This window comes from Enterobacter cloacae complex sp. P47BA (assembly GCF_014930485.1).
GTDB lineage: Bacteria > Pseudomonadota > Gammaproteobacteria > Enterobacterales > Enterobacteriaceae > Enterobacter > Enterobacter bugandensis.
This window is the reverse complement of record NZ_JADBRF010000001.1, coordinates 680,290-701,648: the sequence shown is the minus strand read 5'-3', so window position 1 is coordinate 701,648 and position 21,359 is coordinate 680,290. Positions and strand designations below refer to the sequence as shown.

At 54.1% G+C, this 21,359-nt stretch carries 23 protein-coding genes and 1 other annotated feature; of the genes, 13 read left to right on the top strand and 10 right to left on the bottom strand.

Going from position 1 to position 21,359, the window contains the following annotated elements; all coding sequences use genetic code 11:
* From chbR to chbG, 3 genes are all read left to right on the top strand, one after another.
* Nucleotides 1-843 carry a transcriptional regulator ChbR gene (chbR, locus tag IM299_RS03325; RefSeq protein WP_028012801.1) on the top strand — a complete coding sequence of 281 codons (843 nt, stop codon included), beginning with the start codon at nt 1-3 and terminating at the stop codon, nt 841-843.
* A 109-nt stretch (nt 844-952) separates the two neighbouring features.
* The gene (locus IM299_RS03320) at nt 953-2,308 is read left to right on the top strand and encodes a 6-phospho-beta-glucosidase (protein ID WP_163333124.1); all 1,356 of its coding nucleotides are present in this window, start codon (nt 953-955) and stop codon (nt 2,306-2,308) included.
* Between the two features lie 11 nt (nt 2,309-2,319).
* The gene (gene chbG / locus IM299_RS03315) at nt 2,320-3,069 is read left to right on the top strand and encodes a chitin disaccharide deacetylase (protein ID WP_193357044.1); all 750 of its coding nucleotides are present in this window, start codon (nt 2,320-2,322) and stop codon (nt 3,067-3,069) included.
* A 123-nt stretch (nt 3,070-3,192) separates the two neighbouring features.
* On the opposite strand, the gene katE is transcribed toward chbG, so the two are convergent.
* Nucleotides 3,193-5,442, bottom strand: a complete 2,250-nt coding sequence (gene katE / locus IM299_RS03310; protein ID WP_048956202.1) for a catalase HPII — start codon at nt 5,440-5,442, stop codon at nt 3,193-3,195.
* A gap of 188 nt (nt 5,443-5,630) precedes the next feature.
* On the opposite strand from katE, the gene cedA reads away from it, so the two are divergent.
* A complete protein-coding gene (gene cedA, locus IM299_RS03305; RefSeq protein ID WP_151413218.1) occupies nt 5,631-5,885 on the top strand; it encodes a cell division activator CedA in 255 nt (84 codons plus the stop codon).
* Nucleotides 5,886-5,933: 48 nt separating this feature from the next.
* Here cedA and tcyP read toward each other — a convergent pair whose 3' ends face one another.
* From tcyP to hxpB, 4 genes are all read right to left on the bottom strand, one after another.
* Complete coding sequence (gene tcyP / locus IM299_RS03300) at nt 5,934-7,325, bottom strand: cystine/sulfocysteine:cation symporter (RefSeq protein ID WP_041910456.1); 1,392 nt, start codon at nt 7,323-7,325, stop codon at nt 5,934-5,936.
* A gap of 129 nt (nt 7,326-7,454) precedes the next feature.
* Nucleotides 7,455-8,045: a metal-dependent hydrolase gene (locus IM299_RS03295; RefSeq protein WP_032644865.1), complete on the bottom strand. Its 591-nt coding sequence runs from the start codon at nt 8,043-8,045 to the stop codon at nt 7,455-7,457.
* Nucleotides 8,046-8,139: 94 nt separating this feature from the next.
* Nucleotides 8,140-8,901, bottom strand: coding sequence for a 2-dehydro-3-deoxy-D-gluconate 5-dehydrogenase KduD (gene kduD, locus IM299_RS03290; RefSeq protein ID WP_041910455.1), 762 nt, complete (start codon nt 8,899-8,901; stop codon nt 8,140-8,142).
* Between the two features lie 127 nt (nt 8,902-9,028).
* Nucleotides 9,029-9,700 carry a hexitol phosphatase HxpB gene (gene hxpB, locus IM299_RS03285; RefSeq protein WP_193357043.1) on the bottom strand — a complete coding sequence of 224 codons (672 nt, stop codon included), beginning with the start codon at nt 9,698-9,700 and terminating at the stop codon, nt 9,029-9,031.
* A gap of 147 nt (nt 9,701-9,847) precedes the next feature.
* Here hxpB and IM299_RS03280 point away from each other — a divergent pair, with 147 nt between their 5' ends.
* Complete coding sequence (locus IM299_RS03280) at nt 9,848-10,384, top strand: YniB family protein (RefSeq protein ID WP_041910454.1); 537 nt, start codon at nt 9,848-9,850, stop codon at nt 10,382-10,384.
* A gap of 36 nt (nt 10,385-10,420) precedes the next feature.
* Here the strand turns inward: IM299_RS03280 and IM299_RS03275 are convergent, their stop codons facing one another.
* The 3 genes from IM299_RS03275 to pfkB form a co-directional block, all read right to left on the bottom strand.
* A complete protein-coding gene (locus IM299_RS03275) occupies nt 10,421-11,281 on the bottom strand; it encodes a fructosamine kinase family protein (RefSeq protein ID WP_041910453.1) in 861 nt (286 codons plus the stop codon).
* Nucleotides 11,282-11,386: 105 nt separating this feature from the next.
* A complete protein-coding gene (ghoS, locus tag IM299_RS03270) occupies nt 11,387-11,677 on the bottom strand; it encodes a type V toxin-antitoxin system endoribonuclease antitoxin GhoS (protein WP_028012811.1) in 291 nt (96 codons plus the stop codon).
* 103 nt (nt 11,678-11,780) lie between these two features.
* Nucleotides 11,781-12,713 carry a 6-phosphofructokinase II gene (gene pfkB / locus IM299_RS03265; protein WP_041910452.1) on the bottom strand — a complete coding sequence of 311 codons (933 nt, stop codon included), beginning with the start codon at nt 12,711-12,713 and terminating at the stop codon, nt 11,781-11,783.
* A 296-nt stretch (nt 12,714-13,009) separates the two neighbouring features.
* Here pfkB and IM299_RS03260 point away from each other — a divergent pair, with 296 nt between their 5' ends.
* A complete protein-coding gene (locus tag IM299_RS03260; protein ID WP_028012813.1) occupies nt 13,010-13,768 on the top strand; it encodes a YdiY family protein in 759 nt (252 codons plus the stop codon).
* A 101-nt stretch (nt 13,769-13,869) separates the two neighbouring features.
* Here IM299_RS03260 and yniD read toward each other — a convergent pair whose 3' ends face one another.
* Nucleotides 13,870-13,977: a small membrane protein YniD gene (gene yniD, locus IM299_RS03255; RefSeq protein ID WP_088205299.1), complete on the bottom strand. Its 108-nt coding sequence runs from the start codon at nt 13,975-13,977 to the stop codon at nt 13,870-13,872.
* A gap of 97 nt (nt 13,978-14,074) precedes the next feature.
* Nucleotides 14,075-14,167, bottom strand: a complete 93-nt coding sequence (gene yncL, locus IM299_RS03250) for a stress response membrane protein YncL (RefSeq protein WP_071787459.1) — start codon at nt 14,165-14,167, stop codon at nt 14,075-14,077.
* A gap of 322 nt (nt 14,168-14,489) precedes the next feature.
* Between yncL and thrS the strand changes: the two genes are divergently transcribed.
* From thrS to pheT, 7 genes are all read left to right on the top strand, one after another.
* On the top strand, nt 14,490-16,418 hold the full coding sequence (thrS, locus tag IM299_RS03245) for a threonine--tRNA ligase (protein ID WP_193357042.1): 1,929 nt from the start codon (nt 14,490-14,492) through the stop codon (nt 16,416-16,418).
* Between the two features lie 3 nt (nt 16,419-16,421).
* On the top strand, nt 16,422-16,964 hold the full coding sequence (gene infC, locus IM299_RS03240) for a translation initiation factor IF-3 (RefSeq protein WP_059287945.1): 543 nt from the start codon (nt 16,422-16,424) through the stop codon (nt 16,962-16,964).
* 97 nt (nt 16,965-17,061) lie between these two features.
* Nucleotides 17,062-17,259 (top strand): 50S ribosomal protein L35, encoded by a 198-nt coding sequence (gene rpmI, locus IM299_RS03235; protein ID WP_003030583.1) that lies wholly within the window; start codon nt 17,062-17,064, stop codon nt 17,257-17,259.
* A 50-nt stretch (nt 17,260-17,309) separates the two neighbouring features.
* Nucleotides 17,310-17,666: a 50S ribosomal protein L20 gene (rplT, locus tag IM299_RS03230; protein ID WP_000124850.1), complete on the top strand. Its 357-nt coding sequence runs from the start codon at nt 17,310-17,312 to the stop codon at nt 17,664-17,666.
* Nucleotides 17,667-17,783: 117 nt separating this feature from the next.
* Nucleotides 17,784-17,908: a sequence feature (Phe leader region), on the top strand.
* Nucleotides 17,789-17,833 (top strand): pheST operon leader peptide PheM, encoded by a 45-nt coding sequence (gene pheM, locus IM299_RS03225; RefSeq protein WP_001386830.1) that lies wholly within the window; start codon nt 17,789-17,791, stop codon nt 17,831-17,833. Its footprint overlaps the feature before it by 45 nt.
* A 62-nt stretch (nt 17,909-17,970) precedes the next feature.
* Complete coding sequence (gene pheS, locus IM299_RS03220; RefSeq protein WP_193357041.1) at nt 17,971-18,954, top strand: phenylalanine--tRNA ligase subunit alpha; 984 nt, start codon at nt 17,971-17,973, stop codon at nt 18,952-18,954.
* Nucleotides 18,955-18,969: 15 nt separating this feature from the next.
* Nucleotides 18,970-21,357: a phenylalanine--tRNA ligase subunit beta gene (pheT, locus tag IM299_RS03215; protein WP_045630140.1), complete on the top strand. Its 2,388-nt coding sequence runs from the start codon at nt 18,970-18,972 to the stop codon at nt 21,355-21,357.
* Nucleotides 21,358-21,359: the final 2 nt, after the last annotated feature.

Sequence of the window (21,359 nt, the reverse complement as noted above, 5' to 3'; positions counted from 1 at the left end):
ATTGAGCAGCAGGAGGTCAGCACGATGGAAATCAAAACCGCATTTGAACAGCAACTGTTTAATGGCAAAAATTTTCACGTGGTTATCTACAACAAGACGGAGAGCGCCAGCGGTCTGCACCAGCATGACTACTATGAGTTCACGATTGTTCTGACCGGCCGCTACTACCAGGAGATCAACGGTAAGCGCGTCCTGCTGGAGCGAGGGGATTTTGTCTTCCTGCCGATGGGTTCCTATCACCAGAGCTTTTACGAATTTGGCGCGACCCGCATTCTGAACGTGGGCGTCAGCAGACGCTTCTTTGAGAAGCACTATCTGCCGCTGGTGCCGTTCTGCTTTGTGGCGTCCCAGGTATATCGTGTGAAAAACGAGTTCATGACCTGGATTGAAACGGTCATCGCCTCGCTTAACTTCCGCGACAATGAGTTTGATGAATTTATTGAAACGGTGACCTTCTACGTGATGAACCGGTTGCGGCATCACCGTGAAGAGCAGCAGGTGACGGATGATGTTCCACAGTGGCTGCGCAGCACCGTGGAACTGATGCACGATAAAGGCCAGTTCAGCGAAAATGCGCTGGAAAATATGGTATCCCTCTCGGGGAAATCCCAGGAATATCTGACCCGCGCGACGCAGCGTTATTATCGTAAAACGCCGGTGCAAATAATTAATGAAATTCGCATTAATTTTGCCAAAAAACAGCTGGAGATTACCAACTATTCTGTCACCGATATTGCCTATGAGTCAGGATATAGCAGTCCCAGCCTGTTTATTAAAACTTTTAAGAAGTTGACCTCATTCACACCGAACAGCTACCGGAAGAATTTAACGGTAATTAATTAACTTTCGGCGGATTACCCGCCATAAATATTGCTTTAATGGCTTGCCCAAATAGCGGGAAGAGTACGCTATACCTTGCAGGCGATTAACCTGATACGCTAAGGGAGATATTATGCAAAAGAAATTAAAAGTCGTAACCATTGGTGGCGGCAGCAGCTATACCCCAGAATTACTCGAAGGTTTTCTGAAACGTTATCATGAATTACCGGTCAGCGAATTATGGCTGGTGGACGTTGAGGAAGGTCAGGAGAAGCTGGATATTATTTTCGACCTGTGCAAGCGCATGGTTGAGAAAGCGGGCGTGCCGATGACCGTGCATAAATCCCTCGATCGTCGCCTGGCGCTGAAAGATGCGGATTTCGTTACCACTCAGCTGCGCGTCGGCCAGCTAAAAGCGCGCGAGCTGGACGAGCGTATTCCGCTGAGCCACGGCTACCTGGGGCAGGAGACCAACGGCGCGGGCGGCCTGTTCAAAGGCCTGCGTACCATTCCGGTGATTTTCGACATCGTCAAAGATGTGCAAGAGATCTGCCCGAACGCGTGGGTGATTAACTTCACTAACCCGGCCGGAATGGTGACCGAGGCGGTATATCGTCATACCAATTTCAAACGCTTTATCGGCGTCTGTAATATCCCGATCGGCATGAAGATGTTTATCCGCGACGTGCTGGAGCTGACCGACAGTGACGATCTCTCAATCGATCTGTTCGGCCTGAACCACATGGTGTTCATTAAAGACGTCATCGTGAACGGAAAATCGCGCTTTGCCGAACTGCTCGACGGCGTGGCTTCCGGTCGCCTGACCGCGGCCTCCGTGAAGAACATCTTTGACCTGCCGTTCAGCGAAGGGCTGATCCGCTCGCTGAATCTGCTGCCGTGCTCGTACCTGCTTTACTACTTCAAGCAGAAAGAGATGCTGGCTATCGAAATGGGCGAGTACTATAAGGGCGGCGCGCGTGCGCAAATCGTTCAGAAAGTTGAGAAGCAGCTGTTTGATTTATATAAAGATCCGAACCTGAACGTCAAACCGAAAGCGCTTGAGCAGCGCGGTGGGGCCTATTACTCCGATGCAGCGTGTGAGGTGATCAACGCCATCTACAACGACAAGCAGGCGGAGCACTATGTTAACGTGCCGCATCACGGCCATATCGACAATATCCCGGCGGACTGGGCCATCGAGATGACCTGCATTCTCGGGCGCGAGGGGGCTAAACCGCATCCACGTATCACCCACTTCGACGACAAAGTGATGGGCCTGATTCACACCATCAAAGGCTTTGAAGTGGCGGCGAGCAACGCGGCGCTGAGCGGTGAACTCAATGACGTGCTTCTGGCGCTGAACCTCAGCCCGCTGGTGCATTCCGACCGCGATGCGGAGCAGCTGGCCAGCGAGATGATCCTGGCGCATGAAAAATGGTTGCCGAACTTTGCCGCCACGATTGAGAAGCTGAAGTTCAAACAACACTGAGAGGACGCACAATGGAAAACCTGCTGATCGTTAATGCTGATGACTTTGGCCTTTCGAAAGGCCAGAACTACGGCATTATTGAAGCCTGTCGCCGGGGGGTAGTGACCTCTACAACGGCACTGGTGAACGGTGAAGCGGTTGAACACGCGGCGCAGCTGAGCCGCGAGGTGCCAGAGCTGGGTGTCGGCATGCATTTTGTGCTGACGCTCGGGATGCCGCTTTCACCCATGCCAGGCCTGACGCATGACGGTCTGCTGGGCAAATGGATTTGGGATCTGGCGGAGCAGGACGCTCTGCCGCTCGAAGAGATTGCCCGTGAGCTGGACTGCCAGTACAACCGCTTTGTTGATCTTTTTGGCAAGGCGCCGACGCATATCGACAGCCACCATCATGTACACATGATCCCGGCGATTTTCCCGATTGTTGCGGCGTTTGCCCAACGCAAAGGCGTGGCGATGCGCGTGGATCGTGAGGTGCAGGGCGTGCCGGACTGTGCCGTGACAACAACAGAGGGGTTCAGCAGTGCCTTTTACGGCGACGAGATCGACGAAGCGCTGTTCATGAAGGTGCTGGATGATTCCGCCGCGCGGGGGGAACGGTCGCTGGAGGTCATGGCGCATCCTGCCTTTGTCGATAACACCGTGCGTAAGAGCGCCTACTGCTGGCCACGCCTGGCGGAGCTGGATGTTCTGACGTCGCCGTCGCTGAAATACGCCATTGCCGAGCGTGGGTATCGGTTGGGGACGTTTGGGGAGCTGTAAGAAGTGCCGGGTGGCGAGGTAAAAGCAAAACGGTAACCTGGGTTACCGTTTTTATTGTTTTCTCCCTCTCCCGTGGGAGAGGGGCGGGGTGAGGGCATCAGGCCGCACAACCGGGAATGGTTTTTACGCCGGAATCTGATCGATCTTACTGCTGCGCGACCAGACGCGGTGCGCGGCGAGCAAATCAAACAGCTTCGTCATAAACGCATCGTCAACGCTATCGCCCTCGACAATGCCGTCCTCACCCTGCTCGGCAACCTTCAGTTGCGCCTTAAACTGACGCGCGTCGCCGGACAGCGCGATCGGCTTCAGGTGCTTATAGGCTTCCAGCAGATAATAGACGGCGTCGCCGTTGGTCAGCAGGCTGGCAATATCCCCGCACGGCACAATCACCGCATCGACGGTCAGCGACGGCGCGCCGGCAAAGGTCGCCGCGACCGGCAGCACGGAGCCGTCATCGGCGGTCACTTCACCCATGCGGGAATAGAGCAGTTTGGCGTGTACGCCCTGCGTTTTTAGCGCCTGCATAATCCCCAGCACGTCGCTGGCGCGGGTTTTGTCGTTCAGCAGGATGGCGACCACGCGGCCCTTAATTGAACCACCCGGCACCGCATACAGGCTCAGCGATGGATCTTTCTTCACGCCGTTAACCTCTTTCGGTGGCGCAAGGTTGCGCTGTTCGTCCGTTAGTGTGATACCAAGGTTATCCGCCACGCTCTGGGCAAGCTGAATATCAATGTGCGCCAGCTGATCGACCACGCGCTCGCGGATGTAGGTGCGCACCACTTTGCTCAGTTCGAAGCTAAAGCCGCCGATGATGTGCTGTTGCTCAATCGGCGTCTGGCTGTTCCAGAACAGGCGAGGGTGGGCGTAATACTCACCGAACGAGGGGCTGCGCTCGCGGATTTTGTTGCCGTCGATACGCTCCTGGTACGATTCGAATCCGCCGCGTTTCGGCCCCGGCGGGGTTTCTCGCGGCCAGTTGTCGTTGATGGAGTTCGGCTCATAGTTTGCCGGGTTGGTATCAATATCCTGACGGTGCATCCCGTCGCGCTGGAAGTTATGGTACGGGCAGGTTGGGCGGTTAATCGGGATCTCGTGGAAGTTCGGCCCGCCAAGACGGCTAATCTGCGTATCGGTATACGAGAACAGACGTCCCTGTAAGAGCGGATCGTTGGTGAAATCCAGTCCGGGGACGATGTGGCCCGGGTGGAACGCGGCCTGCTCGTTTTCGGCAAAGAAATTATCCGGGTTGCGGTTAAGCACCATTTTCCCCACCAGCTGAACGGGCACCAGCTCCTCAGGGATGAGTTTTGTCGGGTCAAGCAGGTCGAAATCGAACTTAAACTCGTCTTCTTCCGGGATCAGCTGTAAGCCCAGTTCATATTCCGGGAAGTCACCCGCTTCAATGGATTCCCACAGTTCGCGGCGATGGAAGTCCGGATCGCGCCCGGTGAGCTTCTGCGCCTCGTCCCATACCAGCGAGGCTTTGCCCGCTACCGGCTTCCAGTGGAAGCGCACAAACGTGGCTTTTCCTTCCGCGTTGATCATGCGGAAGGTATGAATACCGAACCCTTCCATCGTGCGATAGCTGCGCGGGATCCCACGGTCGGACATCGCCCACATCACGTTGTGTAAGGTTTCAGGCTGCAGGGAGACATAGTCCCAGAATGTATCGTGCGCACTTTGTCCCTGGGGTATGGCCCAGTGGGGCTCCGGTTTTACCGCATGGACAAAGTCAGGAAATTTATGCGCATCCTGAATGAAAAACACCGGGGTGTTATTGCCCACCAGATCGAAAATACCCTCTTCGGTATAAAACTTGGTGGCAAAGCCGCGGATATCACGCACCGTATCTGCCGAACCTGCGCCACCCTGCACGGTGGAGAAACGCACAAAGACCGGCGTGATTTTATCCGGGTCGGAGAGGAAATCCGCTTTGGTGATCGCTTTCAGGCTTTTATAGGGCTGGAAGTAGCCGTGCGCCGCAGAACCGCGCGCGTGAACGATGCGTTCCGGAATTCGCTCGTGGTCAAAATGGGTAATTTTTTCCCGCAGGATGAAATCTTCCAGCAGGGTCGGTCCGCGCGCGCCTGCGCGAAGGGAGTTTTGATCGTCAGCAATGCGCACGCCCTGATTGGTGGTGAGTGCAAAACCTTCGCCGCCTTTACGGTGTGGCTCAAGTGATTTCAGCTTCTCGTTTCCGGTGTCCGGCGATTTCATGCTTCCCGGCGCGGTTGGTTGTTCGCCAGGGGCTGATGGGCCCGGCGAGGGGCGGTGAGAGCCGTCAGCAGGGGCGAGAGAGTCCATACCCGGTTGAGATTCTTCAGTGCCATGAATCGGTGATTGATGTGATTTATCTTTGTTCGACATTGCACGCTTCTCCTTTATCCATTGCTAAAAACCCTATTAAGGATAGAACAATGTCGTGAGATAGCTCGCTAACTAAGAGTTTTCACATGACGTTATTAACGAAAGGAGCCATCTCACCCACTCGGAGCGCGACGTAAGGCGGCAGGATCGGCTATCATAGAATTTTCCTGCATCAAGAATTTGCTTTAGTGAATCCGTCGCTTATGAAACCTCTTCGTCAACAAAACCGCCAGGTTATTAGCTATGTGCCCCGCGTTGAGCCCGCGCCGCCTGACCATGCCCTGAAAGTGGATGGTTTTCGTGATGTCTGGCTGCTTCGCGGTAAATATGTGGCTTTTGTCCTGATAGGGGAACATTTCCGCCGGTCGCCGGCGTTTTCCGTGCCGGAGTCAGCCCAGCGATGGGCGACGCAAATCCGCCAGGATGAAGAGGTTGAAGAATAACAGCTATAAAAAAACCGCCCTCAGGCGGTTTTTTTATTTCTATCGAGATTAACGGTGCGCCAGCTCGGCGTCGTCTTCACTTTCCAGAATGGCTTTGTCGGTCTGCTTCAGCCACTGGCTGGTCAGCGTACCGGCAGTCATGGAGCCGCTCACGTTCAGCGCGGTACGGCCCATGTCGATCAGCGGTTCAACGGAGATCAGCAGGGCGACCAGCGTGACGGGCAGGCCCAGCGCGGGCAGCACAATCAGCGCGGCGAAGGTTGCACCGCCGCCGACACCTGCAACGCCGGCGGAACTGATGGTAACAATCCCGACCAGCGTGGCGATCCAGACCGGATCCAGCGGGTTGATACCCACGGTTGGGGCAACCATCACCGCCAGCATCGCCGGGTAGAGCCCCGCACAGCCGTTCTGACCGATGGTAGCACCAAAGGAGGCAGAGAAGCTGGCGATAGATTCCGGTACGCCCAGACGACGGGTCTGTGCTTCAACGTTCAGCGGAATAGACGCTGCGCTGGAACGGCTGGTGAAGGCAAAGGTCAGTACCGGCCATACTTTGCGGAAGTATTTCAGCGGGCTGACGCCGTTCACGCCCAGCAGGATACCGTGCACCACGAACATAATGCCCAGGCCCAGATAAGAGGCGACAACGAAGCTGCCCAGCTTAATGATGTCCTGCAGGTTAGAGCCGGCTACCACTTTGGTCATCAGTGCCAGAACGCCGTATGGCGTCAGCTGCATGACCAGACGGACCAGCTTCATCACCCAGCTTTGCAGGGTATCAATCGCCGTAAGCACGCGTTCGCCTTTCGGCGCGTCGTCTTTCAGCAGCTTAAGCGCAGCCACGCCCAGGAATGCCGCAAAGATCACCACGCTGATGATAGAAGTTGGGCTTGCACCGGTCAGGTCAGCAAACGGGTTCTTCGGAATGAAGGAGAGGACCATCTGCGGAACCGTCAGATCAGCCACTTTACCCACGTAGTTGGTTTGAATTGCGGTCAGACGCGCCGTTTCAGCGGTACCCTGAACCAGACCTTCGGCCGTCAGGCCAAACAGGTTGGTAACCAGCACCCCCACCAGCGCGGCAATCAGCGTGGTAAAGAGCAGCGTACCAATGGTCAGAAAGCTGATTTTACCCAGCTGAGTTGCGTTGTGCAGACGGGCTACGGCGCTCAGAATAGAGGCAAACACCAGCGGCATAACGATCATCTGCAGCAGCTGGACGTAGCCGTTACCGACAATGTTGAACCACTGAATGGACTCTTTCAGTACCGGACTATCGGAGCCGTAGACGGCGTGTAAGGCCAGACCAAACGCCACACCCATGACCAGACCGACCAGTACTTTTTTCGCCAGGCTCCACTGTTTGTGGCGCGCCTGCGCGAGAAGCAATAGTAATACGACGAACACGACTATGTTCGCGATGAGTGGAAAATTCATCCCCGTTCTCCTGATTTATTATGTGGGATCGGTTTTTCCCGATCCTGTTGGCGGAAGGTTAGCAGAAGTGTGATGTGGCGCTTATATCCAAATGGAATGGTTTATGACAAATGGAATGATTTTGTTGGTTTACTGTTCAATCTGGTGATGAATAAAACGATTGAACTGAAATTGCAGCGAATTGATCATCTGGGAAGACCAGCGCACTGCACTGTTTTCGGGCAAAGTTTGCGGCATCCAGACGGCGTAGGCGAACAGCGCCATGCACAGCACGCGTTCAAGCTGATTCCCTTTCTGCGGCGCAAGAATCGGAAAACGGAAACGCCAGCGGCAGGGCCATAGCAGCGGCACGCCCGCGGGCGTCAGCATATCGGCGAGGATATGGCTTAAATAACCCAACACCATGCCCTGAATGGCATCGCCCGGCACTATCCAGCTTTCAGGGACTTTTAAATAGAAAAGCGTGAGCAGGCCAAAAACGGCCAGGAGGCTGTGGGTAAACCCGCGGTGGCCGAACGCGCGGGCGATGGGCTTCGACACCCACTTCAGGCGCTGTCCGAGGAAGGATTTTGGGTGGTCAATATCGGGCAGCAGACAGGTTAAAACGGCGGAAGGGACAATATGCCACCAGTCTCCCTGTGCAAGCACGGGAGTAAGTTCTGCGTTTTTGGCAAATACTGCGCACGCAATTGAAAAAAGCAGGTGGCCTTCCGCCGTCATGATAAAACCCACGAAACTGTCAATTTATACAGTATAGGGTTTTTATACAGTGGGCGAAAGAGGTGACGGTGTAACTGTTTGTCACAAACGCGCCTCAGCGCGCCAGCCAGCCGCCGTCGACGGCTAAGGTGTGACCATTCACGTAATCTGATGCGGGGGAGGCTAAAAAGACGACCGGCCCCTGAAGGTCATCCGGTACTCCCCATCGACCCGCCGGGATGCGGTCAAGGATCTCCGCGTTACGCTGTTCGTTATCGCGCAGCTGCTGCGTGTTGTTCGTCGCCATGTAGCCCGGCGCGATGGCATTCACGTTGATGCCATGTAGCGCCCACTCATTTGCCAGCAGACGCGTGATCCCCAGCACGCCGCTTTTCGAGGCGGTATACGACGGCACGCGAATGCCGCCCTGAAAGGAGAGCATAGAGGCGATATTGATAATTTTGCCGCCCTGGCCCTGGGTGATAAATCGCTTAGCGACCGCCTGAGAGAGGAAAAAGAGCGACTTGAGATTCAGGTTCATAACGTCATCCCAGTCTTTTTCGCTAAACGTCAGGGCCTCCTCCCGGCGAATCGTCCCGGCATTGTTCACCAGAATATCAATTCGTCCCATCTCCGCCACGGCGGTGTCCACGACGTACTGAAGATTTTCCTGCTGGCTCAGATCGGCCCGAATAGCCACAAAACGTCTTCCCAGGGCGGTGACGGCGCTGGCCGTTTTCTCTGGAGCTTTGCGATTTACCCCAACGATATCGCAACCTGCCTGCGCCAGCGCAATAGCCATGCCTTGCCCCAGCCCGGTATCGCACCCGGTGATGAGGGCTACTTTGCCTGAAAGAGTAAAGGTGTCCAGTATCATACGCGCCTCAGAAGCTGGTTATCGTCGTGTTGACGTTAAAGATAGGAGGCAGGGATGAGAAAAGCAAACAAAATGAAACTGTGTTTTGTTTTTATCAGGCAGCATGACGCTGCCTGTAGGAGGGGTGCTATTCGCCGCGCAGGTGTTGTATCGTCAGTTCAGCCAGCGAATTCAGCTTAACGTCGGCAAGAGCATACCGCGGATCGTGGCGATTTTCTTCATCGGGAACCACAATGGAGCGCATACGCGCGGCTTTGGAGGCCACCATGCCGTTTACTGAATCTTCCAGCGCGACGCAGGTAAGCGGATCAAGACCCAGCTTCGCGGCGCAGTCCATATAGACCTGCGGATGCGGCTTGCTGTAGGGCAGTTTTTCCGCAGACGCCAGGGCGTCAAAACTGTCGCGCAGCTCAAACATGATCAGCACTTTTTCCAGCATATGCAGCGGTGAAGCGGAAGCCAGGCCAACCTTCAGCCCCTGAGATTTGCACAGCGCGACAGCCTCATGTACGCCCGGCAAGAGCGGCTTGTTCTCCTCCACCAGCGCGATGGCGCGGCTGATAATACGCGAGGTGACTTCGTCGCGATCGGGCCCAACCCACGGCTGTTGGGCGTACCACAGGTCAACGACCATATCAATACGCAGGCCCAGCGTGTCGGGAAGTTCATTACGGCGACTGATATCAACGCCCAGGCTGGCCATCACGTCCAGCTCGGCGCGATCCCACAACGGCTCGGAATCAATCAGTAATCCATCCATGTCAAAAATAGCGGCAAGTATCTGGCGCGGTGTCGACATCACAACGTCTCCTTATCCAGGTGTTCGACAGACGATAAGTGCTAAGCACAGTCTGCAATTTAGCATATTGCTTTTAAAGAGCGGGCGAAATTGATGTCCAGCAGGTAGACTTAGGCTCAAATCACGCGTCTTTATGAAGAGGAACTGATGACGTATCAACAAGCTGGACGCATTGCTGTCTTAAAACGTATTGCAGGCTGGGTGATTTTTATTCCCGCCGTCATTTCTACGCTGATATCCGTGCTGAAGTTTATGTACGATCACAGCGAAAAACAGCCGGGCATTAATGCGGTAATGCTTGATTTTGCGCATGTCATGATTGAGATGGTGCGGTTTAACACCCCGTTCCTGAACGTCTTCTGGTTCAACTCGCCAACGCCGGACTTTCACCAGCAGTTGAATGTTGGGTTCTGGATTATCTATGCGCTGATTTTTATTGCGATGGCGCTGCAGGCATCGGGCGCACGAATGAGTCGCCAGACCCGTTTTTTACGCGAAGGGGTGGAAGATCAGCTTATCCTTGAGAAGGCGAAAGGTTCTGAAGGAATGAGCCGGGAGCAGATTGAATCCCGCATTGTGGTGCCTCGTCACACCATTTTCCTGCAAATTTTCCCGCTCTATATCCTGCCGGTTATCATCATCGTGGCGGGATATTTCTTCTTCTCACTGCTCGGTTTTCTGTAACGAATTAGGGTGGCGGCAAGGCCACCCGTTTTGTCTTTAAGCCGCAAGCACGCGTTCAAGCGCGCGCTGGGCGTTGACCAGATGTTGCCCGCCAAAAAGAATGGCTCGGTTCATCAGCGTATAGAGCTGATACACGGGCTGGCGCTCAAGGAAGTCCGGCGGCAGGGGGGAGACAGACTGATAGCCATCGTATATTTGCGGCGGTTGTTCGGGATGCAGGGGCAACATGGCCAAATCGCACTCTCTGTCGCCCCAGTAGCAGGCCGGGTCGAAGATATACGGGCCGTTGGGGCCCAGCGCGCAGTTATCGGACCATAAATCACCGTGCAGCAAAGACGCCTGAGGCTGGTGGGAGGCCAGGCGCTGTTGCACGTGCTCGACGATGGCATCAATGTTGCCAAATTCCAGCCCTTTCTCTGCGGCCAGTTCAAGCTGCCATCCGATGCGCTGCTCGGCAAAGAACGTCGACCAGCGGCGCTGCCAGGCATTGGGCTGCGGCGTGGTGGAAAGGTCGTTGTCGAAGTCGAGACCAAACTGGGGCTGGTCGCTCCACTGGTGCAGGCGCGCTAACTGTTGCCCGAGAATAAAGGCATTATGGGCGTCCAACGGGCGGGCAGGGAGATAGTCCATCACCAGAAAGCTGTAGTCCCGGTCACTGCCCACGGCCAGCACCTCTGGTACCGTCACCGTTTTACTACGGGACAACAGTTCAAGCTGATCGGCTTCAGCGGTAAAAATCGGGAGCAGCTCTCGCTCGTCGCATTTAACGAACAAATCGCGTCCTGCGTAGCGTAAATGCCACGCGGCGTGAATTTCCCCGCCCGGCAGCTCGTTACGCAGTTCAATTTCACCTTCACCCAATTGCTCATGTAAAAGATGACTGATTGCCTGCCACATGTTGACTCTCCCATGTTGTCTGCCAGATCATAAAGTTAGCGCATAACTGCGGTAAAAAAATACGAACTAACGCACACCTGAGCGGATTAATTTCATGCAGGGCACTTATTGTTCTTTTTTCTGCCAGCGTTCCCACGTCTCCACGGTGATGTCGGCAGGCTTGTCGGTCACGCTTTCCACCAGGCTGGCGGCCAGCGCATGCACCTCTTCTTCACTCAGGGCTGCGATCAGGCCAAACGCCAGGGTGCCTAAATCATGAATATGACCTTCGTCATCCGTTAGCGTGAGCAGGAAATTCGCCCGTGTAAAGGCATTGTTGAGCTCGTTAAGCTCGGTCAGCGATGCTTCATGAAGGCTGATGGTCACGACGTAGCGGGTGATATCACCACTGCTCATAATTCACCTCGTTGTTATCCTGAAAGTTTTTTTAGCATAGTCGATACGCCATATTTGGCGACTTCCACAGATATCCCCCTCCGCCAGGAGGGGGATATATCGGTTAGCTTCGTGACAGGTAATCGACGATTTTCTGCGTATCGGCAAGCGAACACAGGCGCGTTCCCTGATTGATGGTGGCGGCACTCCCCGCCGCGACGCCATAGCGCGTCATCTCCAGAAGTGATGCGCCCTGCGCCAGCTTCAGCGCCATCGCGCCGACCATACTGTCGCCTGCGCCGACGGTGCTCTGGCTCTTCATTGGGGGCGGAACAACCTGCACAAAGCCCGTCTTGTCGACGGCCAGCGCACCCTGAGGACCGAGAGAGACGACAACGCGGTGCGCTTTGCCGCTGCGAACCAGTTCTTCTGCGGCAGTACGCACGTCATCCGGCTGGCTAAGTTCGCGATTAACAAGCGCACTCAGCTCTTTCTGGTTAGGCTTAACGAGCTCAAGCTGTCCGGGTTCTAATGCCGCCTGCAGGGCTTCGCCTGAACTGTCGACAATGCAGCGAATGCCGCGCTGAAGTACGGCATCAACCAGTGCTGTCAGCTTCTCTGTTTTGACGCCTGGCGGCAGGCTACCGCTGATGACCAGCAGCGAGCCGCTTTCAATGGTTAGCACCTTCTCTTCCAGCTGACGAAACTCATCATCGCTCAGCCTGGCGCCTGGCATAACGAAACGATACTGTTCCCCGCTGGACTCAACGTGGACATGCAGGTTCTGCCGGGTCCAGTCTTTGGCGTCTACGGTATCCACGGCAACCTGTTCATCGGCCAGCAAGGCAACAAGATGCTCCCCCGTGGCACCACCGGCCGGAAATATGGCAGTCGCTTTACCGCCGAGGTGGGTAATCGCGCGCGCAACGTTAATCCCGCCGCCGCCCGGCTCAAATACGGGTGCACTACAGCGTAGTTTACCTTCCGGGTAAATCTGCGGCGTTATGGTCGCGGAGTCGAGGGAAGGGGAGAGCGTCAGCGTATAAATAGAAGCCATCATAACCTCCTTTTAGCATGGGTTCTTTTAAGCCTGGCACCGATCGACAGGAAGGCAATGTAAATAACAGTATGATTTTAAAAATGAATGCTGACATAAATGCGATGAGGGATATATAAAATAAAACGCGTTTTGAGATCGTTCTTATTCAAAAAATGAAATAAGAAAATATTGCTATGTTATTTGCGCCTTTTTATAATTTGTTACCTTTCTCTGGACGCCTTGTCATTGATCCTCAAGAAAGTTTCCGAGACCGTGGTGGTCTCTTTTTTTGTTGTACGGACTCCTTAAATAAAATGAAGCTTTTGAAGACAGTACCCGCAGCACTGATGCTGGCGGGTGGCGTTTTTGCATCACTGAATGCAGCCGCCGATGACACCGTTTTTACTGTCATGGACGATCCCTCCACTGCCAAAAAACCGTTTGAAGGTAACCTGAACGCCGGGTATCTCGCGCAATCGGGTAATACGAAAAGCTCTTCTCTGACGGCGGACAGCACCCTGACCTGGTACGGCAATACCACTGCATGGTCGCTGTGGGGGAATGCCAGCAATACGTCCGCTAACGATGAACGCTCATCCGAGAAATACGCGGTCGGTGGACGTAGCCGTTACAACATGACCGACTATGACTACATCTTTGGTCAGGCAAGTTGGTTAACCGACCGCTTTAACGGCTATCGCCAGCGCGATGTGTTCACCGCCGGTTATGGTCGTCAGTTCCTGAATGGTCCGGTACACAGCCTCCGTTTCGAATTCGGTCCTGGTGTCCGCTATGACGAGTACACCAATGGCGAAAATGAAACCCAGCCGCTGGGCTATGCTTCCGGCACGTATGCCTGGCAGATGACCGACAACACCAAATTTACGCAGGGTGTTTCTGTGTTTGGTGCCGAGGATACGACGCTGAATTCCGAAAGCGCTTTGAACGTGGCTATCAATGAACACTTCGGTTTGAAATTGGCCTACAACGTGACCTGGAACTCTTCACCGCCAGAAACGGCACCGGATCATACCGATCGCAGAACCACGATTTCGCTGGGCTATAAAATGTAATCATAGCGGGCCGATGAAAGTGTCGGCCCGTTTTCATTATTATGGTTAACCCGCGCCAATAAATTCTCATCACGCGCAACGGCATTTATTTTTATTTGTACTTAGCCCCAAATCATTGCCGCCCACCGAAATAACAGCATTGCACCGCAGATGGCAACCAGCACCAGCACCATTTTCCAGTGTTTTACGGCAAATCGTTTTGTTGGCATAACCTAATCCTTGTTCGTTGATACGCATAGTCTATCAAACGGGGCCAAAAGATGCGCCTTCCCGGGAGCGATCGAGTTATGCCAACAAGGGGTCGGCTCAGAACCAGTGGAATCGTTCGGCGAGGATCAACACTAGACCTGTTGCGGAAAGGATGTTCAAAATCACAACCGTTCTACTGGATACATTCATGGTATGCACCTGTTGATATAAAAGGCATGTTCAAGAGTAGCCCAGCATGTCTGAAATGCGAGCGCCGGAGAGATGCAATCTGCAAATTTACGCTACGTGCCAGCCCATCATTCTGGCTGCAGAGGGTGCAATCTCCTTGCTGATAGTGTTAACATTACGTCGCTTGCCGTAAATCCGCATTAATCTGAATTCGGCAGGTGCATGATGACGAACCAATTTGACGATTGTTGGTCAGATGGTGTCGTAATCTATTGTCAAATCACGATTATTTTCTTTGTATATGCTCTTATGTGTGGGGCATCACTGCAAATAAGGATATAAAATGCCTGTAATTACTCTTCCTGATGGCAGCCAACGCCATTTCGACCACGCTGTTAGCCCTATGGATGTCGCCCTGGACATCGGTCCTGGCCTCGCGAAAGCGACCATCGCCGGCCGTGTGAACGGTGAGCTGGTTGATGCGTCCGATCTGATTGAAAACGATGCGACGCTTGCAATCATCACCGCGAAAGACGCAGAAGGTCTGGAGATCATTCGTCACTCCTGCGCACACCTGTTGGGTCATGCTATCAAGCAGCTGTGGCCAAACACCAAAATGGCGATCGGTCCGGTTATCGACAACGGTTTCTACTACGACGTTGATCTTGACCACACCCTGACCCAGGAAGATATCGACGCGCTCGAAAAACGTATGCACGAGCTCGCCGAGACCAACTATGACGTCATCAAGAAGAAAGTCAGCTGGCACGAAGCGCGTGAAACCTTCGTCAAGCGTGGCGAGAGCTATAAAGTCTCTATTCTCGATGAAAACATTGCTCATGATGACAAGCCTGGCTTGTACCATCACGAAGAATACGTCGACATGTGCCGTGGACCGCACGTGCCGAACATGCGCTTCTGTCATCATTTCAAACTGATGAAGATCGCCGGCGCCTACTGGCGTGGCGACAGCAACAACAAGATGTTGCAGCGTATCTATGGTACCGCGTGGGCGGATAAGAAAGCCCTGAACGCGTACCTGCAGCGCCTGGAAGAGGCCGCGAAGCGTGACCACCGTAAAATCGGTAAGCAGCTTGACCTGTACCACATGCAGGAAGAAGCGCCGGGTATGGTGTTCTGGCATAACGATGGCTGGACTATCTTCCGTGAACTGGAAACGTTCGTACGTTCCAAGCTGAAAGAGTACCAGTATCAGGAAGTGAAAGGCCCGTTCATGATGGACCGTGTGCTGTGGGAAAAAACCGGCCACTGGGACAACTACAAAGATGCGATGTTCACCACCTCGTCCGAGAACCGTGAATACTGCATCAAGCCAATGAACTGCCCGGGTCACGTTCAGATCTTCAACCAGGGTCTGAAATCCTACCGCGACCTGCCGCTGCGTATGGCGGAGTTCGGTAGCTGCCATCGCAACGAGCCATCGGGTGCGCTGCACGGTCTGATGCGCGTGCGTGGCTTTACGCAGGATGATGCGCATATCTTCTGTACTGAAGATCAGGTTCGTGATGAAGTTAACGCCTGTATTCGTATGGTCTACGATATGTACAGCACCTTTGGCTTCGAGAAGATCGTGGTCAAACTCTCAACGCGTCCGGAAAAACGTATCGGTAGCGATGAGACCTGGGATCGCGCAGAAGCGGATCTCGCCGTAGCGCTGGAAGAGAACGGTATTCCGTTCGAATACCAGCTGGGCGAGGGCGCATTCTACGGTCCGAAAATTGAATTTACCCTGTATGACTGCCTCGATCGCGCATGGCAGTGCGGTACTGTACAGCTGGACTTCTCCCTGCCGCAGCGTTTAAGCGCCTCTTATGTTGGCGAAGACAACGAGCGTCAGGTACCGGTCATGATTCACCGTGCTATTCTCGGTTCTCTGGAGCGCTTCATCGGCATCCTGACCGAAGAGTTCGCGGGCTTCTTCCCAACCTGGCTTGCGCCAGTGCAGGTCGTGGTGATGAACATTACCGATTCTCAGGCAGATTACGTTAAAGAATTGACGCAGAAACTACAAAATGCGGGCATTCGCGTAAAAGCAGACTTGAGAAATGAGAAGATTGGCTTTAAAATCCGCGAGCACACTTTACGTCGTGTCCCGTATATGTTGGTCTGTGGTGATAAAGAGGTGGAAGCAGGCAAAGTTGCCGTTCGCACCCGCCGTGGTAAAGACCTGGGCAGCCTGGACGTAAGTGAAGTGATTGAGAAGCTGCAACAAGAGATTCGCAGCCGCAGTCTTCAACAACTGGAGGAATAAGGTATTAAAGGCGGAAAACGAGTTCAAACGGCACGTCCGAATCGTATCAATGGCGAGATTCGCGCCCAGGAAGTTCGCTTAACAGGTCTGGAAGGCGAGCAGCTGGGGATTGTGAGTCTGAGAGAAGCGATCGAAAAGGCTGAAGAAGCTGGAGTAGATTTAGTTGAAATCAGCCCTAACGCCGAACCGCCAGTTTGTCGTATCATGGACTACGGCAAGTTCCTTTATGAAAAGAGTAAGTCTTCTAAGGAACAGAAGAAGAAGCAAAAAGTTATCCAGGTTAAGGAAATCAAATTCCGTCCTGGTACCGACGATGGCGATTATCAGGTAAAACTCCGCAGCCTGATTCGCTTTCTGGAAGATGGCGATAAGGCCAAGATCACGCTGCGTTTCCGCGGTCGTGAGATGGCCCACCAACAGATTGGTATGGAAGTGCTTAACCGCGTCCGTGAAGATCTGAGTGAACTGGCAGTAGTCGAATCCTTCCCTACGAAGATCGAAGGCCGCCAGATGATCATGGTGCTCGCTCCTAAGAAGAAACAGTAAGGCCTTCAAGCAGCAAAATCTGTGGAGCCTTCGGGTTTCATAGGTTTTGTTCGCCTATGTTTCGTTTATTTAACAATGCGAAGTGGAAGTTATTAAGATGCCAAAAATTAAGACCGTACGCGGTGCTGCTAAGCGCTTCAAAAAAACCGGTGGTGGTGGATTTAAGCGTAAGCACGCAAACCTGCGTCATATTCTGACCAAAAAATCTACTAAGCGTAAACGTCACCTGCGTCCAAAAGGCCTTGTTTCTAAAGGCGATCTGGGTCTGGTTATCGCGTGCCTGCCGTACGCATAAGCCGTTAACGTTTAATTTTTTACTAAGAATATAGATACAGGAGAGCACATATGGCTCGCGTAAAACGTGGTGTAATTGCACGTGCACGTCACAAGAAAATTTTGAAACAAGCTAAAGGCTACTACGGTGCGCGTTCACGCGTATACCGCGTTGCCTTCCAGGCTGTTATCAAAGCAGGTCAGTACGCTTACCGTGACCGTCGTCAGCGTAAGCGTCAGTTCCGTCAACTGTGGATTGCGCGTATCAACGCAGCAGCACGTCAGAACGGTATTTCTTACAGCAAATTCATCAACGGCCTGAAAAAAGCCTCTGTTGAAATCGACCGTAAGATCCTGGCTGACATCGCAGTATTCGACAAAGTAGCGTTCACCGCTCTGGTCGAAAAAGCGAAAGCAGCACTGGCATAAGCCAGTTGAGAGAGGGGGCCTGGCTCCCTCTTTTCATTTAACACCATCAGAAGATTGACATTTATCCGTGCAGGCTTTTCAATAAGGTCTTACCGGTTTTTACCCAACAAGGTAACGCAAGCATGAATGCTGCTATTTTCCGCTTCTTCTTTTACTTTAGCACCTGACTCCAGGAGGCTAGCGCGTGAAAGATGAAACGAAAAACAGCGCCAGATAAGCCTCCCGATGGAGGCTTTTTTTGTGCCTGAATTTGAGAGAATAACTCCACCAAATCGGTGTCTGCACCGACATAATGAGGAAAATCATGTCACATCTCGCAGAGCTGGTTGCCAATGCAACAGCCGCCATTAATCAGGCCTCAGATGTTGCCGCGTTAGACAATGTCCGCGTCGAATATCTTGGGAAGAAAGGGCACCTGACCCTTCAAATGACAACCCTGCGTGAACTGCCGCCAGAAGAACGCCCGGCAGCGGGTGCGGTGATTAACGAAGCCAAAGAGCAGGTTCAGCAGGCGCTGAACGCGCGTAAGGCCGAGCTGGAGAGCGCGGTACTAAACGCGCGTCTTGCGGCAGAAACCATCGACGTTTCTCTGCCGGGTCGCCGTATTGAAAACGGTGGTCTGCATCCGGTTACCCGTACTATCGATCGTATTGAAAGTTTCTTCGGTGAGCTCGGCTTTACCGTGGCGACTGGCCCGGAAATCGAAGATGATTACCACAACTTCGACGCCCTGAACATTCCTGGCCATCATCCGGCACGCGCTGACCACGACACTTTCTGGTTTGACGCGACGCGTCTGCTGCGTACCCAGACCTCTGGCGTTCAGATCCGTACCATGAAGGATCAGGAACCACCAATCCGCATCATCGCGCCGGGCCGCGTGTATCGTAACGACTACGATCAGACCCACACCCCAATGTTCCACCAGATGGAAGGTCTGATTGTTGATAAAAACATCAGCTTCACCAACCTGAAGGGCACGCTGCACGATTTCCTGAACAACTTCTTTGAGGAAGATCTGCAGGTTCGTTTCCGTCCGTCCTACTTCCCGTTCACTGAACCGTCTGCGGAAGTTGACGTGATGGGTAAAAACGGCAAATGGCTGGAAGTGCTGGGCTGCGGCATGGTGCATCCAAACGTGCTGCGCAACGTGGGTATCGATCCGGAAGTATACTCCGGCTTTGCCTTCGGCATGGGCATGGAGCGTTTGACCATGTTGCGCTACGGCGTGACCGACTTACGTGCATTCTTCGAAAACGATCTGCGTTTCCTCAAACAGTTTAAATAAGGGCAGGACAGAACAATGAAATTCAGTGAACTGTGGTTACGCGAATGGGTTAACACCACGCTGGACAGCGAAGCGCTTTCCAACCAGATCACCATGGCGGGCCTGGAAGTTGACGGCGTTGAGCCGGTTTCCGGTGCCTTCAACGGCGTCGTGGTGGGTGAAGTAGTCGAGTGCGGCCAGCACCCTAACGCTGACAAACTGCGCGTGACAAAAGTGAACGTAGGCGGCGACCGTCTGCTGGACATCGTCTGCGGTGCGCCAAACTGCCGTCAGGGCCTGAAGGTGGCCGTGGCGACCGTCGGTGCCGTACTGCCGGGTGATTTCAAAATCAAAGCGGCCAAGCTGCGCGGTGAGCCGTCTGAAGGCATGCTGTGCTCCTTCTCCGAGCTGGGTATTTCCGACGACCACAACGGCATCATCGAGCTGCCGCTGGATGCGCCAGTGGGCACCGATATCCGTGAATACCTGAAGCTTGATGACAATACTATCGAAATCAGCGTCACGCCAAACCGTGCCGACTGCTTAGGTATTATCGGCGTGGCGCGCGACGTGGCCGTACTGAACCAGACCGAACTCAACGCGCCGGAGATTGTGCCGGTTGAAGCGACCATCAGTGACGTGCTGCCGATTCAGGTTGACGCTGCTGATGCCTGCCCGCGCTACCTCGGTCGCGTGGTAAAAGGCATTAACGTTAAAGCGCCAACCCCGCTTTGGATGAAAGAGAAACTGCGCCGCTGCGGTATCCGCTCAATCGACGCCGTGGTTGACGTCACTAACTACGTTCTGCTGGAGCTGGGCCAGCCGATGCACGCGTTCGATAAAGATCGTATCGACGGCGGCATCGTTGTGCGCATGGCGAAAGAGGGGGAAACCCTGGTGCTGCTGGATGGCACAGAAGCCAAACTGAACGCCGATACCCTTGTGATTGCTGACCACAGCAAAGCGCTGGCGATGGGCGGTATCTTTGGTGGCGAACACTCTGGCGTCAACGACGAAACGCAAAACGTCCTGCTGGAATGTGCGTTCTTCAGCCCGCTCTCCATCACCGGCCGCGCGCGCCGTCATGGCCTGCACACCGACGCGTCTCACCGCTACGAGCGCGGCGTTGACCCGGCGCTGCAGTACAAAGCGATGGAGCGTGCAACCCGCCTGCTGATCGACATCTGCGGCGGCGAAGCGGGCCCGGTTATCGACGTCACCAACGAAGCGACCCTGCCGAAGCGTGCGACCATTACCCTGCGCCGCAGCAAGCTGGATCGCCTGATTGGTCACCACGTTGCCGACGCGCAGGTGACCGACATCCTGACGCGCCTGGGCTGCGAAGTGACCGAAGGTCAGGACGAGTGGAAGGCCGTTGCGCCATCCTGGCGTTTCGACATGGAAATTGAAGAAGATCTGGTGGAAGAAGTGGCCCGTGTTTACGGCTACAACAACATCCCTGACGAGCCTGTGCAGGCGGGTCTGGTGATGGGTACCCACCGTGAAGCCGACCTGTCCCTGAAGCGTGTGAAAACCATGCTGAACGACAAAGGCTATCAGGAAGTGATCACCTACAGCTTCGTTGATCCTAAGCTGCAGCAGCTGATCCACCCGGGTCAGGAAGCGCTGATCCTGCCAAGCCCAATCTCCAGCGAAATGTCCGCGATGCGTCTGTCCCTGTGGACGGGCCTGCTGGGGACTATCGTTTACAACCAGAACCGCCAGCAAAACCGCGTGCGCATTTTCGAAAGCGGTTTGCGCTTTGTGCCGGATAATCAGGCAAATTTAGGCATCCGTCAGGATCTCATGCTGGCTGGTGCCATCAGCGGTAACCGCTACGAAGAGCACTGGGACCTGGCAAAAGGCACGGTTGATTTCTACGATATGAAGGGCGATCTGGAAGCGATTCTGGATCTGACCGGTAAATTATCTGAAATTGAATTCCGCGCGGAAGCGATTCCTGCGCTCCATCCGGGCCAGAGCGCGGCGATTTATTTAGACGGCAAACGCGTTGGTTTCATTGGCGTTGTCCACCCGGAGCTGGAGCGTAAGCTGGACCTGAACGGCCGTACCATCGTGTTCGAGCTGGAGTGGAGCCCGGTTGCAGACCGCGTCATTCCTCAGGCGCAGGACGTCTCCCGCTTCCCGGCGAACCGCCGTGATATCGCGGTTGTGGTCGCTGAAAACGTGCCCGCAGCAGATATTTTGGCCGAATGTAAGAAAGTTGGCGTAAATCAGGTAGTTGGCGTAAACTTATTTGACGTGTACCGCGGCAAGGGCGTAGCAGAAGGTTTCAAGAGCCTCGCTATCAGTCTTATCCTTCAGGATACCAGCCGTACACTCGAAGAAGAGGAGATTGCCGCTACCGTCGCCAAATGTGTAGAGGCATTAAAAGAGCGATTCCAGGCATCATTGAGGGATTGAAC